Origin of the sequence: Neobacillus rhizosphaerae, assembly GCF_937468385.1 — a bacterium.
Taxonomy (GTDB): Bacteria; Bacillota; Bacilli; order Bacillales; family Cytobacillaceae; genus Neobacillus; species Neobacillus rhizosphaerae.
Genome location: NZ_CALBWS010000002.1, coordinates 22,522 through 38,313, shown reverse-complemented (window position 1 = coordinate 38,313; position 15,792 = coordinate 22,522). Strand labels below are relative to the sequence as shown.

The window sequence follows — 15,792 nt, the reverse complement described above, 5'->3', positions numbered from 1 at the left end:
TTTCGCTAATTTTTGTCGTATAATTAATTGAAATCTTTTACATAAATGGATAGGGGTGTTTTGAATGGAAATCGAGACAAATTTGGACACAAAGAAACAGAGTCCGAAATTATTAGGAATGTTTACGAGTCCAAGTGAACAGTTTGAGAGGATCAAGCAAAATCCAAAAATCTGGGTGCCGTTAATCATTATTAGTATCCTCTATGCAATCGGAATGACGTTAATGGCGTTATCAATGGATGCGGAAGCCTTGATTGGTGAGGGGATACCAGAAGATCAAGCTGAAATAATTTTAGTAGTTACAAAGGTAACAATGATGGTAATGGGCATTTTTTCACCGATTATCGGTATTCTTATTAGCAGTGCTATTCAATTAGTCATTGCTAAGATTGCTAATTCACCTGTTTCCTTTAAACAATTATTCTCCATGAATACTTATATTATGATTATTGGGGCAGTCGGTCTTATTCTCAATATGGCGGTTAGTTATGCCATTGGCGGGAGTCCAGAAATATATACTACTAGTTTAGGAGGTTTGTTGAATCAAAAAACTATTGTCTATAATTCTATTGAAGTATTCAAACTATGGGGAGTTGTATTGACTGCCATAGGTCTTCATAAAACAGGAAGGTTTTCTAAAGGGCTGGCCTGGACGATTGCGATTGCCTTCTTCCTAATTTCGATTGGCTTTGGATTGTTAGGAACTCTAATTCAAGGAGCGCCGAAACTATAATGAAAAAGAAAACGTGGATTGCGCTAGGTATTATCAGCATAGTACTCGTCATGATTTCTTTCAGTGTATATCGTCAAGTTTTAGCAAAAGGACCTTCGGTTAAAACAACAGAAATCAAACAGGAGGAAATTTCTTCGTTATTGATGGTGCCGGGAACAGTACAACTTCAAGCGGAACAAATCGTCTATGCAACCCCTGACAAAGGGGAACTGAAGGAACTGCTTGTCAAAGAAGGACAGACTATTAAGAAGGGTACCGTCTTGGCAAAACTGCAAAATCCTCAGCTAGAATTAGAAATTGAGCAAAATAAAATAGCAATTGAATCGGCTAATTTGAAGATTAACCAAATGGATAAGAAAATGAAGGAACTAAAGGACAAAGAAAAGACTTTAGCTGAACAGATTGGAAAGGAAGAAGCAAAGAAACAAATTGCTCCGGAACAAGAACAGCTAGAAATGGAAAAGAAATTAGCCGATTTGGACTTGAAGCAAACCTCACTCCAAAAGAATATGATTAGCAAGCGCCAAGCTGAATTAGAAATTAAGAGTACGATAGATGGCGTGGTTTTATCTGCCAAAAAGCCCGACTCCTCTTCAGAAGCAGGAACTATGGCTGAACCCATTGTACATATAGGTAAGCTCGAAGGGATGACAGCATCGGGACTTTTATCAGAATACGATACATTAAAAGTTAATAGCGGGCAAAAGGTCATTATTAAATCAGATGCTGTGCAAGGGCAGGAATGGCAGGGAGAAATCATGAAGATTGCGATTCTCCCACAGCAGAGCCAAGCGGGAATACAAAACGGCAGTCAGGCTGTACAGTACCCTGTTACAGTAAAAATATCAGGCGATACGAAAGCCTTAAAACCAGGGTTCCAGGTCATTATGGAAATTGAAACAGATAAAAAATCTGCCACGGTTCTGCCAATTGATGCGGTCCATGATGATGGAGATAAGCCTTATGTTTTTATCGTAAAGAATGGAAAGGCTCAAAAGCAGAAGGTGAAAACGGGCATTACGTCTGGTGAGAGGATTGAAATCCTTGAGGGTATTGGAAAAGGAGACCAAGTCATCGTTAATGGGCCTGATAATCTTAAGAACGGGTTGGAAGTGACAGTCAAATGATCCAGCTAGATGCTATCACTAAGTCGTTTTTGCTTGGAAAAGAAAGTATACATGTATTGAACGGGATAAGTCTTCAGATTGAGCAAGGTGAATTTGTTGCCATCATGGGTCCTTCCGGTTCAGGAAAATCGACCTTGATGAATATCATCGGCTGTTTGGATAAACCAACTGAAGGAGAATATTATCTTGGCGGGGAAAATGTATCGCATTATAACGATAAGGAATTGGCTCGAGTTCGAAATCAATCCATCGGCTTTGTCTTCCAGCAATTTCATTTATTGCCTAGACTAACAGCACTAAAAAATGTCGAGCTTCCAATGATATACGCAGGAATTTCAAAAAAAGAGCGGCAGGCGCGTGCAGAAGAGGCATTAATGAAAGTAGGGCTGTCAGACCGGATGGACCACCTTCCTAATGCCCTATCTGGCGGACAAAAGCAGCGGGTGGCTATCGCAAGATCGATTGTTAATAAGCCTAAACTTATTTTAGCAGATGAGCCGACAGGGGCACTTGATTCGAAAACAAGCATGGATATTATGGAACAATTTCGGGAGCTTAATGGTGAAGGTGTTACGGTAATCGTTGTAACTCACGAGTCTGAAGTGGCGGAGTATGCAAACAGAACTATTATGGTTAGGGATGGAGTGATCCAATCTCCTGCAGCTATGGATAGGGGGCGGTTGACATGAGTTTTATGGAAAACCTTTCCATGTCATTGAGCTCGCTTAAAGCACATAAGATGCGCAGTATTTTGACGATGCTTGGGATCATTATCGGTGTCGGGGCGGTTATTATTGTGGTAGCGATTGGGCAGGGCGGCGAAGCAATGCTTAAATCACAAATTACCGGTCCGGGAAATACGATTGAAATGTTTTATCAGCCATCAGATGAAGAAGTGAGGTCGAACCCTAACGCCTTTCAGCAGGCCCCATTTAAGCAAGAGGATATCCGTGCTCTTGAACAAATACCGGAAATTAAGCGAGTTGTCGCCACAAGCACCAAAATATCTTCTGCTAGATTTCAAAAGGATACGGCAGATGTGTCGACAACAGGTATTAATCAGGCTTACTTACAATTAAATCAGTTGAAAGTAGCAAAGGGAAGAGGTTTTTCTTCAGCTGATTTTCTTGGAGGACGACGTGTCGGGCTGATAAGTAATAAATTACAGGAAAAATTATTTAAAGAGGAAAATCCAGTTGGAAAGGTTATTATGATTGCCAATCAGCCGATTGAAATTATCGGTGTCTTGGAGAAGCCGACGGGTCTTCTTGCATTTGGCTCCATGGAGGTGTTTCTGCCATTCCAAACTTGGAGAAACATTTACGGCAGCAGCGATTTTACCCAGGTGACACTTCAAGCTTCTTCTGCTGAGCAGTTGCAGACAGCTGGCAAAAAGGCTGCCAGGTTATTAAATAATCTGCATAATACAGAAAAATCCTATCAGGTTATTAACATGGAGGAAATTGCTCAAGGAGTTGGCCAGGTTACAAAAATTATGACGCTGATTATCGGGAGTATTGCTGGTATCTCCTTATTTGTTGGTGGGATTGGTGTCATGAATATTATGCTTGTTTCCGTGACCGAGAGAACAAGGGAAATTGGTATCCGTATGGCACTTGGTGCGACACGTGGCCAGGTCTTGACACAGTTCTTAATCGAATCGATGACCTTAACCTTAATCGGCGGTGTCCTTGGTATTGTTCTCGGCTGGGGAACGTCAACAATTGTCAGCTTTTTTGCAGGCTGGCCATCCTTAGTATCATGGCAAGTGGTTTTGAGCGGTGTTTTGTTTTCTATGGTCATTGGAGTATTGTTTGGACTTCTTCCAGCCAATAAGGCAGCAAAGCTTGATCCGATTGATTCGCTTCGATATGAATAAGTGGTAAAAATTTCATAAAGTTGGTTTTTTAGGTGAGGCATACTTAATAGGTGTCTCACCTTTTTTGGGTTAGGTTGCGTGCGGAAAATTTGGCAGAAAGGGAACAGCGTGATAAAATAATTAATGAAATATTCAGTTAATTAACCTTGGTTGTCCAAACGAAAATAATAGGTTAGAAGGAGACGAGTTGAGCATGGAAAGAGCGAGTGTAGCAAGTAAGGGTTATTTTGGAGAGTTTGGTGGTAGTTTTATTCCTGAGGACTTGCAGGCAGTAATGAACGAGTTGGAGGAACAGTTTTTAAAGTTCAAAGACGACCAGGAGTTCATTGAAGAATTTAAATATTATTTAAAAGAATATATTGGAAGGGAAAATCCGTTAACTTTTGCTGGAAATATAACGAAGCAGCTTGGCGGAGCTAAAATTTACTTAAAACGGGAAGATTTAAACCATACAGGTGCACATAAAATTAATAATGCAATTGGCCAGATTTTATTAGCGAAAAGAATGGGTGTAAAGCGGATTATTGCGGAAACCGGTGCCGGTCAGCACGGTGTGGCAACGGCCACCGCATGTGCGATGTTTGGGATGGAATGTATTATTTATATGGGCAAGCTGGACATGGAGCGCCAGGCGCTGAATGTTTTTCGGATGGAATTATTAGGGGCAAAAGTTGTTCCTGTCACAAAGGGTCAGGGCCGTCTTAAGGATGCTGTTGATGAGGCCTTGGCTGACTTAGTGCAAAACTATAAAAATACCTTTTATTTACTAGGATCGGCGGTAGGGCCGCATCCATATCCAACGATGGTTAAGCATTTCCAAGCTATTATTAGTGAAGAATCCAAACGACAGGTACTTGAAAAAGAAGGAAAGCTACCAACTGCAGTAATCGCTTGTGCAGGTGGTGGTAGTAATGCCATCGGGGCATTTGCTCATTATTTAGATGAAGAAAATGTTCGCCTCATTGGGGTTGAACCGGCAGAGGCACCAACATTGACAGAAGGTGTTCCTGCTGTCATTCATGGTTTTAAATGTTTAACCTTACTAGATGAAAAGGGCGAACCTAAACCAACCTACTCCATAGCTGCCGGATTGGATTACCCAGGTGTAGGTCCTGAGCATAGTCACCTGAAAACCACAGGGAGAGCAGAGTATGTAACAGTAACTGGGCAGGAAGCGTTGCAGGCTTTTCAAGTACTAAGTAAGAAGGAAGGCATTATTCCAGCTTTAGAAAGTTCTCATGCCGTTGCATATGCTTTGAAATTAGCAAAAGAATTATCTGCTGATGATGTTTTGATTGTGAATCTATCAGGTCGCGGCGATAAAGATGTCGAGCAAGTTTTTCATATGTTAACGAAGTAGTAGAACGATGGTGTCAGGCACTAAAATCTATAATATGTAAACATATTCATAAACAAGGACGATTCGTTAAACGGGTCGTCCTTTTGCCAGTTTTATGATTAGCCCTTAACTAGAAATCGAACATTTTGGGAAATCGTCCAAACAAACTTGAAAATCAAGGAAAAGCGTGAGATGGTTGAGGAAAAGGAATGGATTAACAACTCCAAGTAGGTGTGGTAATTATGATTAAGAAGAAATTTCGCCATCTGCAGCGCTCCAGGGATATTGTATATGCCTTTACCCGTCAGGGATTTGGTTATGTCATGAAAGAATTGGGGCTTTTTGACCTTTTATCTGTACCAAAAAGGATATTTGTTGAGGGAAATAAGACAGGGAACAGCAGAACGACAGGTGAGCGACTTAGGCTGTTTTTGGAGGAGCTCGGCCCAACCTTTGTAAAAATTGGTCAGATTGCCAGTACAAGGCCTGACATCATTCCTGCTGACATCATACACGAGCTAGGAAAACTTCAGGATCAAGTTTCATTATTTCCCTTTGATGAAGTTAAAAGAATTATCGAAGAAGAACTTGCTGATTCACTGGAAAATACATTTGCTGAATTTCGTGAAACGCCAATCGCTGCTGCATCGATTGGTCAGGTGCACTACGCTGTTTTATTAACAGGTGAACAAGTTGCCGTGAAAATTCAACGTCCCAATATTAAAAATATAATTGAAACGGATTTAGAAATTCTTCAGGATCTAGCGAGGCTTGCGGAAGCCCGATTAGACTGGGCGAGGAGATATCAGGTCCGTGACGTTGTCGAAGAATTAGCGAGGTCTTTAAGGCTGGAATTAGATTATGAGACGGAGGGACGAAACTCTGAAAAGATTGCCAATCAGTTTAAAAATAACTCGAAGGTCTTAATTCCAAGAATTTATTGGGAATATACGACATCTAAGGTACTAACTATGGAGTATATTGAAGGTATTAAATTAAATGAGGAAGAAAAGCTTCATCAAGCAGGATATGACAGTAAAATCCTTGGCGAAACGGTTGTTAACGCTATCTTTCAGCAAATATTGATAGACGGCTTATTCCATGGGGATCCTCATCCTGGTAATATACTTGCATTGCCTGGGGAAGTGATTGCTTTCATGGATTTTGGGATTGTCGGCCGGTTAAGTGCAGAAATGAGAAATCATGTTGCTTCTTTTGTCATTGCAATGATGAATGAAAGTACGGATGAAGTAATCCGAGCGATTATCCGGATGGGATTGGTGCCTGACACCGTCAATCATGAACGGCTAAGAGTGGATGTCGATCACCTCAGGGAAAAATATAGTAATGTTCCATTTAGTGATATGAGTATTGGTAAGGCTGTTAATGATTTGTTTTCAGTTGCTTTTCGGCACCAGATTCAGCTTCCAACGGATTTAACCATCTTAGGAAAAACACTTCTGACGATTGAGGGTGTGGTAGAGAACCTTGACCCAGATTTAAGTATTATCAAAATTGCTGAACCCTTTGGCAGGCAATTGGTTAAAGAGCGCCTTCACCCAAAAAATGTGGCAGAAAAGGTATGGGGTCAAGTTAATGAATATAGTGAAATTCTAAATGAGTTACCGAAAACAGTAAAAGAAATTACCGCGATTATGAAAAAAGGAAGGATGAAAATTGAACTTACTACTTCGGAAATCGATTTGTTGGAAAAAAAATTAAATAGAATCAGTAACCGGTTATCTTTTAGTATTGTCTTACTTTCCTTCAGCATTATTTTAGTAGGGATCATCATTGGTGCTTCCTTATCCGGTCAAACGTCAGTGCTGTTATCAAAAATTCCAGCCGTTGAAATTGGTTTTAGTATTGCAACTGCAATGTTTCTCTGGCTCTTATTAGCCATCTTTAAATCAGGAAGATTTTGAAAAAACTGAAGGTGTTTGATACCAAGTAATATCCCCCTGTAGCAATTTGAAGCTTTGCTACCTTGGGGGCTTTTTTTTTATAAGTGCTATCAAGTATTTTTTCTTTAAGGTAGGAATATATTTAATCGTGCAGAGGAGAGGTAAATTAAATAAAAGGGGAGCAATATGTATAGGACTAGGACAAGGGTAGGTTCCTACATTGACAATAATAGATCTGTAAGTATGTCTTTATATAAAAGAGGATTTTTCATTTTTTGTGGAGCATCCCTTGTTGCAATATCATTACAATTATTTTTAATGAAAAATTTTGTAATAGACGGGGGCATTATCGGGATAAGCATTATTCTTTCTCATATTACTCGTCAGGAAGTAGGCTTGTTTTTATTACTACTGAATACCCCTTTTTTCATCATCGCCTATTCATACTTAGGAACAAGGTTTCTATTGCTTAGCCTTTTTGCCATTCTCATCTTATCATGGGAAACCTATTTACTTGAGCCGTTTCCTGTTTTAACTAATAATCCTTTATTAGTCATTCTCCTCGGTGGTATCATTTTAGGATTGGGGGTTGGAATTACCATTCGGTTTGGGGGATGCTTAGATGGGACCGAGGTTTTAGCCATCTTGTTTAGTAAACGGTCACCATTCTCCATTGGACAATATGTTCTATTATTTAATATCTTTATTTTTGGGTGCTCCATTTTCATTTTTGGTTTAAATGAGGCCATCTACTCCTTAGCAACTTTTTTCGTAGCCTATAAAACGATTGATTTCTCCATTAAAGTCCACTAAATATTGCCTCCAAAGAACCTAAGTTAACACGGTTATACAAGGTTCTTTTTTATTTTACAAAAATTGAGTTTTGACTTTGTTTGTCAAAAAAACTTCATAATATTCTGTTAAGTTTTTGTGAACATCCGAGTGCATCCTGACATAATTCGACCTCTTTCTAGGTTGAGCTATTTAAGAGATGAATAAATGGAGCGAACCTTACTTTTCTATTAAAAAATCACTGTTTTTTTGAGGAAAGGTGTCGATATTAGCACGTTTACAAAATTTCTATCCCTTACAATAATTTAAATTGTATTAAAGTATGAGGAGGGATGGGTTTATGGTTTATCAGCAAAAGCCGTGGTTAAAATGGTATGATCCAAGGGTTGAGGAATATGTAAGTGTGGAACACCGGTCACTTTATAATTTTTTAGAGAGTGCAGTGAATCGTTTTACCGACAAACCTGCATTCACATTTTTTGGCAGGGTCTGGAGCTACACAAATACAAAAGTGAATACAGATCAACTGGCTTCTGCATTACATAACGCTGGATTTCTTAAAGGTGACCGGTTGGCAATTATGCTTCCAAATACTCCGCATTATATTTTCACCCTATTCGCTGCTTTTCGTTTAGGAGGAATTGCTGTTCAAGTGAATCCAATGTATGTAGAAAAAGAAATCGAACACGTTTTACAGGATTCTGGTGCAGAATATATGGTCGTTCTTGACACTCTCTATCCAAAAGTTAAAAAGGTACAGCCATATACATCGTTAAAAAAGGTCATAGTGGTTAGTTTAGGAAGGGAAAGAATTAATCTGGCTGAAGATGATCAATATTTTGATGAATTTTTGCAGCAAGTGGTAAATATGCCTGAGGTCGAGATCAATCCCTATGAAGATGTGGCAGTCCTCCAATATACCGGGGGAACGACTGGTGCACCTAAAGGGGTTATGCTTACCCATAACAATCTATTAGCAAATTTCAATCAAATATGTAATTTTCTTTTTAATACACGTACTTATATTCCAGAATCCTTTAAAATGATTACTGTATTGCCAATGTTTCATGTTTACGGGCTCTCGAGTGTGGCTCTTTGTGGACTTAGGGAAGGGGCAAACCAGATCGTTTTACCGAGGTTTGATGTAAAGGAAGTAATGGAACTTGTTAAGCGTGAAAAGCCGTTCCTAATGGCGGCAGTTCCAACAATGTATTTCGCGTTGAATAGCCAGCCAGGGTTAGAAGAATGCGGATTTGATGATGTGTATTACGTCGGAAGCGGTGGTGCACCATTACCTGTAGAACAGGTGAAAACATTTGAAAAAATTACGGGAGCAACGCTATTTGATGGTTATGGCCTATCAGAGGCGGCTCCAACCATAGCGTTCAACCCTCCGTTCGTTCCAAGGAGATATGGAAGTATTGGAATTCCTGTTCAAAGTACAGTCGTAAGAATTGTCCGCCAAACGGAGGATGGATTTGAGGATGTTCCTGTTGGCGAAGCAGGAGAGTTACTTGTTAAAGGTCCTCAGGTGATGAAAGGATATTGGAACCGTCCGAAAGACACAGAAGAGGTTTTGAAGGATGGCTGGTTGTTAACGGGTGATATTGCAAAAATGGATGAAGACGGCTATTTTTATATCCTTGATCGTAAAAAGGATATGATTATTGCGAGTGGGTATAATGTTTATCCACGTGAAATAGAGGAAGTTCTCTATCAACTTGAAGGGGTCGAAGAGGCACTTGTTATTGGTGTACCTGATGAGTACCGCGGCGAAACTGTTAAGGCATTTATTAAGCTGAAGGAGGGATATTCCCTTTCAGTTGATGAAATTATTCAATTTGCCAACAATAACCTTTCACCCTATAAGGCTCCAAAAGTGGTTGAAATTCTTGCTGATCTGCCTAAATCTTCTGTTGGAAAATTACTTAGAAGAGTATTGCGCGATGAAGAGTTAGCGAAGGTAAAAGCTTAATAGAGAATGAATTCAATAGACCTACTTTTGATAATGAAAAATGCCCAATCAATTTTTATGACTGGGCATTTTCTGTGGAAAAGGGGCGGAGCACCGCAAAAATGAATCACTTTAACCAGTTAAAGTGAAATACCCATTTCACTAGACGAAAGATGTGAAGTCTAGTTCTGCTCTCACCGCCTTTATTAGGGACTACGACTTGTTCTCTAAATTTATTTCCATTGTAGGGTTGGGAGTTGAGGCTCATGATAGTTTTTTTTGAAATTATTGGTTTTTTAAAAAATGTAGTATACTACTATTCACGAAATCATTTGCTTCTGTAACATAGATGTGGCCGGCACCTTGAATGGTCAAAAATTCAGCGTTCGGTATTTTCTCTGCTAAAGTCACCCCATTTTCATAAGGTACAAGTTTATCTTCATCACCATGAATGACTAGGGTCGGGACTTTTATCTGGTCAATTTCATTATAGGTATCATGTGCGAGGCAGGCTTGTAGCTGGAGCATGTATGCGTATTGCTGAACAGGTAGCTCAATTCGTTTTTGGATATCTTCTGCAACTAATTCACGATGATTTTCAATAAAAGATTGACTGTAAAGGATGGGAGCAGTGACCCAAGCCATTTCTTCCGGCGATGCGGTGGAAGATGCTCTTGAGAGCATGAGTAACGAGACATCTGCCCCAGGTTGTACATGATTGGCTCCGCCGGAGGTTGTACAACCGAGGACAAGGGAACGGACTCTTTCAGGGTAGGTAAGAGCCAGCCTTTGGGCAATCATGCCGCCCATAGAAATACCATATATATGGGCTGATTCAACTCCAGCTGCATCCAGGATAGCCCGTGTATCCTCCGCCATGAGCTCGATGGAATACGGGGTGTTGGGTTTGCCGCTATGACCTACTCCACGGTTATCAAAAATAATTACTTTGTAGTGTTCACGAAGGGCAGGGAGAGTTCTGAACCATGACTTTGAATGGAGTGACAATCCCATAATTAATAGTAAGGGATCACCTTCACCGTGAACTTCATAATAAAGATCAATTCCATTAGCATTGGTTATCGGCATATTTTACATCTCCTCATTGACTTGTTAACGGTAAATAATATGATATATTGTCCCGGTTAAGAACAAAGGAGGGGATGGAATGGAACTAATTCCCCCTAGCCTACATTTGTATGTTTTCTCAAAAAGTTGCGAAGGACTCTGTTAAACGCTTCTTTTGCTTCTAACTTGGTAATATGGCCAGAATTTCTGAAAATGACAAACTCCGAGTGTCGAATGCTTTTATGCATTAATAATTGTATCCAAACAGGGATAACTGAATCATATTGACCGCCAATGATTAATGTAGGAACTTTTATTTTAGGCAATAATTTTAGATTATTTACTTGAAGACATGCTTTTACTGATTTTAGAAAGATATCGTGATTAGGCTTGTAAAAATTAAGGAATTCCTCAGAAGTTTTTTTATTCCAAGAATTTAAGGATATGCGGGCAGCGGTGTGTTTTGAAATACGTGGATGATTGGATAGTGAACGTGCTTTTCGATAGGTTAATAAAAGATTAGCCAAATGTTTAGGAACAAAATGAAAAGTACTTACGAGCATTAAGGAACGGCACATTTTTGGAGCTTGACGATAGATTTCTTGAGCTACCATCCCACCCATAGATAAACCACAAATGTGAGCGCTCTCAATATTGAGATTCTTTAATAAATTAATAACATCATGGGCGAAGTTTGGTATGGTTATCTTCTCATTGGTAATATGCTCACCATGTCCCCGTAAATCGGGAATAATCAAATCATACTGATCTGCAAATTCAAATTGGTTGTTCCATCCCTCTTTCACTTCTCCAAGCCCATGAATAAAAACTAAGGGTTCACCAGAACCAAAACGTAAAAAAGGAATTCCAGAGTACCGAGTAGATTCTTTTCCCAAATTTGATCCCTCCTATTGCTATATATAATAAATGGGATTGCCACTATTTGTAAAGTGTGAATATTTACAAAATTCAAAACAATAAAGTAGTCCCAATTTCTCCTAAGTGTCCACCCTAGAAACACAAATGTGTTTTCGTGGTGCCTGACACCCTATTAATAAGAGGAAAAGTCTTATAGGAAAATACCTTTTTTGGATGGGGCTATGATGAGAAGAGGATAGATTTGACATTGTCGCTGTTAAGGTTTTGTTTGGATTAATAAATATTCCGACAAAGTTCGCTATTTTCCTTCGGTTTTAATAATAGTAATACGAAATAATTGTTTTTAAATAGGGGATTAAAAAGGAAATGAAATTTTCAATTCCATAAAAATTAAGGAAAATTGTGGAATTGTGTCGAGAATGAAATGTTTACAAAACCATACTTTACTACAATAATCATAATTATATTAGTATTCTAATGAACAATCTAGATGACCGCTTCTTAGATATGCTTCCAAATTCCCCACATTACATTTTCACCATATTCGCGACTGTTCGTTTTGGTGGAACTGCTTTTTAGATTAATCCAATGTTTGTATAAAAGAGTAAAAAGTATCTTTTCAAGGATACAATCTCCAAATATTTGATGGTTCTTCCTATCTATATTCAAGACTAAAAACGATACAGACGAATACTTCATTAATGAAGATAATCGTTGTCAGCTATGGCGGCGAGCAGATGGATTTTGCAGAAGTTGATCATTATTTTGATGATTTCTTCGATAAACTTAGAAGATTATTAAGAGATCAAGAAAAATTAAGAATAAAAGCATTGTAGATAATAAGGAGGGATTAAGGATGAAGATTCAAGAATTGTTTAGCTTGAAAGGGAAAACGGCCATTGTAACTGGTGGTGGAAGAGGTTTAGGGCAGCAAATTGCTGTAGCTTATGCGGAAGCAGGAGCTAATATAGTGGTTTGCTCAAGAAATTTAGATGCTTGTCAGCAATTTAGTGATGCCCTTAAGGCACATGGTGTGAGATCAATTGCTTTTAAATGTGATGTTTCTAATCCGGACGACATTCAGCATGTTGTCGACGATACCGTTAAGGAGTTTGGTAGCATCGACATTCTTGTCAATAATAGCGGTACAAGCTGGGGGGCACCTGCATTAGAGATGCCTGTTGATAAATGGGATAAAGTGATGGATATCAATCTGAAGGCAGTGTTCTTATTTTCTCAAGCGGTTGGGAAAATTATGGTCGAACAACGGTCAGGAAAAATCATTAATATTGCCTCTATCGCTGGTATGGGTGGTCAGGATCCGTTCATTATGGATGCAATTGGCTATGCTGTAAGTAAGGGGGCTGTTATAACGCTGACAAAGGACCTAGCTGTAAAACTAGCTCCACATAATGTCCATGTGAATGCAATTGCCCCAGGATTTTTCCCAACAAAAATGGCGAAAGCGATTTTGGACTATTCCGGTGAAAAAATTCTTGAGCGAACACCGGCGGGACGTTTCGGTTCGGACAACGATATGAAAGGACCGGCGCTATTTTTAGCCTCAGCTGCATCTGATTATGTATTTGGTCATGTCTTGGTGGTTGATGGAGGAACGACTGCTGCAATTCAGTAATAATAAAAAAAAATTTCAATTGCTATTTTTGAAACTTTTCTGAATTTCATGGTAATTAGCTTGAAGGCTTCCATTTATTGTGTTTAGATGAACGTACCAACCAGTCAGTTAAGAGGAGTAAAAATGGAATCCAATCGTGAGGACCCAGTTACTTACTACAAAGAATTAGAAGCGGAAATCAATAAAAGAATTCATGCCTCTACCAACTGTCGAAGCTTTACGTTGGCTTTTGGGCAGGCACTAGAGGCTCATTTGAAACGGGCAAGGATTCACAAAAGGTTAACAACTAGGTGGTTAAATCGGTTAGAACTTCCGAATAAGGATGAAATAGCTGCAATTGCTGTAAGAATGGTAGATTATCAGGAAAAACTAGATCTTTTAGATGAGACAATCTATACCATTAATCAAAGGCAGCGAAAAAATCAGTCGCAGTTAAGATTACTGAGGAAATCAACGAAGATATTGTTAGCTGTTTTGGAAAATGAAATAAGAGAAATACAAGATGATAAATTAAAAACATTAGAAAAGGAGTTAACGGAATTAAAGCAATTATTTCATACAGAGTTCAATTGGGACGAAATGAACAACGACTGAAGAAAAAAAGGTAGAGAGAAATATGTTGATAGTGTCAAGAAAACGACTAATGAACTATACGATAATCAAAAAGTATTTATCGATTTATTTACAAAGCAAATGAAAACAGTGATGCTCCCATTTCAAAGATATATGAAAGAAGTTACTAAAGTAGTAAAACAATAATGAGGTGAAGATAGATGTCAGATAAAATATCTTTTGATCCATATGAATCTCTTCATAAGCTCAGTCTATTGTGGGAAAAACAATTAAATGAATTCATCTATCTATGGACGAATAATAAGGAATTTGTCAAAATGACCAATTTAGGAACGGAAATTCATTCCCGCTACCTTGAAACCTTTAAAAAGAATCAAGAGGCCCTTGCTAGTGTTTTAAATTTGCCAACGAAGAGTGACGTGACCAATGTGGCAAACCTAACCATTCAAGCGGAAGAAAAAATGGAAGCGCTTGAAGAGCAAATGTGGGAACTCCAAGATTCTGTGAAGTCACAAAGTAGGGATATTGAAAGTGTTATAGAAGTGTCAAAAGAAATTATTAAACTAACAAAGCAATTAAAAAATGAGTTAGTGCAAACGAAGAAAGAACTAGCTAATTCAAAGGACTTACATGCGGAGCTTCAAGAAATGAAATTTGAATTGTTAAAGCTTAATAATTTTAAGGAAGAATTTGAAACGTTAAGAGGTTTGATTGAAAGAGGCAATAGAGCAGAAATTGAATTGGCCGGAGCGGGTTCGTCAAAATAAAGAAGGGGAGGAGGGTACTACATGGCGACAGAAACACCATTAAAGGGGTTCATTCCGGAATTGGATTATGAAAAAGAAATGAACCGCTGGTCTCATGTGTTTAAGTTTTTAAGTGAACCTGAACCAGAGGTTGGCCATACTCCTAGAAATGAAGTATGGCGGAAAAATAAATCAGTATTATGGCATTACCCTGCCAAGCAGAAAAAGTACGAGATTCCCTTGTTTTTCGTCTACTCCCTTTTTAATAAACCCTATATTTTAGATATTGCTCCTAAGGTGAGTGTCATTGAGGGATTAACCAACAGTGGCTATGAAGTGTATTTATTAGATTGGGGTTCACCGGGCTATGAAGACAAAAAGATTGGTCTTGACACTTATATTGATAAATATTTAAGGACCGCCGTTAAACGGGCAATTCGCCATTCTGAAGCGGATGAAATTACACTTGTTGGCTATTGTTTAGGTGGGACGATTGCCTCTATCTATGCTTCAATAGCGGAAGAACCAATCAAAAATTTGATTGTTGCTACTGTTCCAATAGATTTCAAACCATTTGTAGGACCGGATAAATGGGCAGAGGGTATGCGAAATGGTGATATGAATATTGACCACTTTATTGATGTATATGGGGTTGTCCCACCTCAAGTAGTGGATGGAATGTTCAGGGCAATTGGGGCACCGATATATTTTACTAACTATACAATGCTATTAAGCCGGGCACATGACCAGCGGTATGTCAATAAGTGGCGTAGGATGAATAGATGGACACTTGATCAAGTTCCTTTTGCCGGCGAGGCATACAGACAATTAGCTAATAATCTCTTTAAAGAGAATAAGCTGGTAAAAGGGGAATTAATGATTGGCAATAAAAAGGCAGATTTGAAAAATATTAAGGCAAACCTATTCGTGGTTTCAGGGTCTAGAGATAATTTAATTTTAGAGGAGCAAAGTAAACCGATTATGGATTTAGTTTCAAGTGAGGATAAAACTTACTTCGTAGTAGAAACGGGGCATGTTGGATTAGCCCTATCTGGTTTGTTCGCGAAGATTGTAGACCAATGGGTTTCAACTAGGTCAAATCAGCTTTAATATTATATTGTAATAAAGATTATTTCGGTATCATGAGAGGAAGGAATTTCCT

Annotated in this window: 15 protein-coding genes; 13 read left to right on the top strand and 2 right to left on the bottom strand. The window is 38.7% G+C overall.

The window, feature by feature from the left end; all coding sequences use genetic code 11:
* Positions 1–64: 64 nt before the first annotated feature.
* The 8 genes from M5A78_RS02870 (at position 65) to M5A78_RS02835 (ending at position 9,749) form a co-directional block, all read left to right on the top strand.
* Complete coding sequence (locus tag M5A78_RS02870) at positions 65–733, top strand: Yip1 family protein (protein ID WP_248733788.1); 669 nt, start codon at positions 65–67, stop codon at positions 731–733.
* Positions 733–1,860: an efflux RND transporter periplasmic adaptor subunit gene (locus M5A78_RS02865; RefSeq protein WP_248733787.1), complete on the top strand. Its 1,128-nt coding sequence runs from the start codon at positions 733–735 to the stop codon at positions 1,858–1,860. The genes M5A78_RS02870 and M5A78_RS02865 overlap by 1 nt, the downstream gene beginning before the upstream one ends.
* Complete coding sequence (locus M5A78_RS02860; RefSeq protein ID WP_248733786.1) at positions 1,857–2,549, top strand: ABC transporter ATP-binding protein; 693 nt, start codon at positions 1,857–1,859, stop codon at positions 2,547–2,549. Before M5A78_RS02865 ends, M5A78_RS02860 begins: the two co-directional genes overlap by 4 nt.
* On the top strand, positions 2,546–3,739 hold the full coding sequence (locus M5A78_RS02855; protein WP_248733785.1) for an ABC transporter permease: 1,194 nt from the start codon (positions 2,546–2,548) through the stop codon (positions 3,737–3,739). Before M5A78_RS02860 ends, M5A78_RS02855 begins: the two co-directional genes overlap by 4 nt.
* 193 nt (positions 3,740–3,932) lie before the next feature.
* Positions 3,933–5,099 (top strand): tryptophan synthase subunit beta, encoded by a 1,167-nt coding sequence (gene trpB / locus M5A78_RS02850; RefSeq protein ID WP_248733784.1) that lies wholly within the window; start codon positions 3,933–3,935, stop codon positions 5,097–5,099.
* A gap of 221 nt (positions 5,100–5,320) precedes the next feature.
* Entirely contained in the window at positions 5,321–7,003 is a 1,683-nt protein-coding gene (locus M5A78_RS02845; protein ID WP_248733783.1) for an ABC1 kinase family protein, read from the top strand.
* 165 nt (positions 7,004–7,168) lie between these two features.
* A complete protein-coding gene (locus M5A78_RS02840) occupies positions 7,169–7,795 on the top strand; it encodes a YitT family protein (protein WP_248733782.1) in 627 nt (208 codons plus the stop codon).
* Positions 7,796–8,114: 319 nt separating this feature from the next.
* Entirely contained in the window at positions 8,115–9,749 is a 1,635-nt protein-coding gene (locus tag M5A78_RS02835) for a long-chain-fatty-acid--CoA ligase (protein ID WP_248733781.1), read from the top strand.
* A 264-nt stretch (positions 9,750–10,013) separates the two neighbouring features.
* On the opposite strand, the gene M5A78_RS02830 is transcribed toward M5A78_RS02835, so the two are convergent.
* Positions 10,014–10,817, bottom strand: coding sequence for an alpha/beta fold hydrolase (locus M5A78_RS02830; protein ID WP_248733780.1), 804 nt, complete (start codon positions 10,815–10,817; stop codon positions 10,014–10,016).
* A 95-nt stretch (positions 10,818–10,912) separates the two neighbouring features.
* Complete coding sequence (locus tag M5A78_RS02825; protein ID WP_248733779.1) at positions 10,913–11,692, bottom strand: alpha/beta fold hydrolase; 780 nt, start codon at positions 11,690–11,692, stop codon at positions 10,913–10,915.
* A gap of 684 nt (positions 11,693–12,376) precedes the next feature.
* Between M5A78_RS02825 and M5A78_RS24660 the strand changes: the two genes are divergently transcribed.
* From M5A78_RS24660 to M5A78_RS02805, 5 genes are all read left to right on the top strand, one after another.
* Positions 12,377–12,511 carry a hypothetical protein gene (locus M5A78_RS24660; RefSeq protein ID WP_264760431.1) on the top strand — a complete coding sequence of 45 codons (135 nt, stop codon included), beginning with the start codon at positions 12,377–12,379 and terminating at the stop codon, positions 12,509–12,511.
* A gap of 20 nt (positions 12,512–12,531) precedes the next feature.
* A complete protein-coding gene (locus tag M5A78_RS02820; RefSeq protein WP_248733778.1) occupies positions 12,532–13,311 on the top strand; it encodes an SDR family oxidoreductase in 780 nt (259 codons plus the stop codon).
* A 123-nt stretch (positions 13,312–13,434) separates the two neighbouring features.
* The gene (locus tag M5A78_RS02815; RefSeq protein WP_248733777.1) at positions 13,435–13,905 is read left to right on the top strand and encodes a hypothetical protein; all 471 of its coding nucleotides are present in this window, start codon (positions 13,435–13,437) and stop codon (positions 13,903–13,905) included.
* A gap of 179 nt (positions 13,906–14,084) precedes the next feature.
* On the top strand, positions 14,085–14,651 hold the full coding sequence (locus M5A78_RS02810; RefSeq protein ID WP_248733776.1) for a polyhydroxyalkanoate biosynthesis repressor PhaR: 567 nt from the start codon (positions 14,085–14,087) through the stop codon (positions 14,649–14,651).
* A 21-nt stretch (positions 14,652–14,672) separates the two neighbouring features.
* A complete protein-coding gene (locus tag M5A78_RS02805) occupies positions 14,673–15,740 on the top strand; it encodes an alpha/beta fold hydrolase (protein ID WP_248733775.1) in 1,068 nt (355 codons plus the stop codon).
* Positions 15,741–15,792 lie beyond the last annotated feature (52 nt).

What these genes read in the sequence shown, in the direction of transcription:
- M5A78_RS02870 (WP_248733788.1), top strand. Translation starts at nt 65, where the DNA reads ATGGAAATCGAGACAAATTTGGACACAAAGAAACAGAGTCCGAAATTA.
- M5A78_RS02865 (WP_248733787.1), top strand. Translation starts at nt 733, where the DNA reads ATGAAAAAGAAAACGTGGATTGCGCTAGGTATTATCAGCATAGTACTC.
- M5A78_RS02860 (WP_248733786.1), top strand. Translation starts at nt 1,857, where the DNA reads ATGATCCAGCTAGATGCTATCACTAAGTCGTTTTTGCTTGGAAAAGAA.
- M5A78_RS02855 (WP_248733785.1), top strand. Translation starts at nt 2,546, where the DNA reads ATGAGTTTTATGGAAAACCTTTCCATGTCATTGAGCTCGCTTAAAGCA.
- trpB (WP_248733784.1), top strand. Translation starts at nt 3,933, where the DNA reads ATGGAAAGAGCGAGTGTAGCAAGTAAGGGTTATTTTGGAGAGTTTGGT.
- M5A78_RS02845 (WP_248733783.1), top strand. Translation starts at nt 5,321, where the DNA reads ATGATTAAGAAGAAATTTCGCCATCTGCAGCGCTCCAGGGATATTGTA.
- M5A78_RS02840 (WP_248733782.1), top strand. Translation starts at nt 7,169, where the DNA reads ATGTATAGGACTAGGACAAGGGTAGGTTCCTACATTGACAATAATAGA.
- M5A78_RS02835 (WP_248733781.1), top strand. Translation starts at nt 8,115, where the DNA reads ATGGTTTATCAGCAAAAGCCGTGGTTAAAATGGTATGATCCAAGGGTT.
- M5A78_RS02830 (WP_248733780.1), bottom strand. Translation starts at nt 10,817, where the DNA reads ATGCCGATAACCAATGCTAATGGAATTGATCTTTATTATGAAGTTCAC.
- M5A78_RS24660 (WP_264760431.1), top strand. Translation starts at nt 12,377, where the DNA reads ATGAAGATAATCGTTGTCAGCTATGGCGGCGAGCAGATGGATTTTGCA.
- M5A78_RS02820 (WP_248733778.1), top strand. Translation starts at nt 12,532, where the DNA reads ATGAAGATTCAAGAATTGTTTAGCTTGAAAGGGAAAACGGCCATTGTA.
- M5A78_RS02815 (WP_248733777.1), top strand. Translation starts at nt 13,435, where the DNA reads ATGGAATCCAATCGTGAGGACCCAGTTACTTACTACAAAGAATTAGAA.
- M5A78_RS02810 (WP_248733776.1), top strand. Translation starts at nt 14,085, where the DNA reads ATGTCAGATAAAATATCTTTTGATCCATATGAATCTCTTCATAAGCTC.
- M5A78_RS02805 (WP_248733775.1), top strand. Translation starts at nt 14,673, where the DNA reads ATGGCGACAGAAACACCATTAAAGGGGTTCATTCCGGAATTGGATTAT.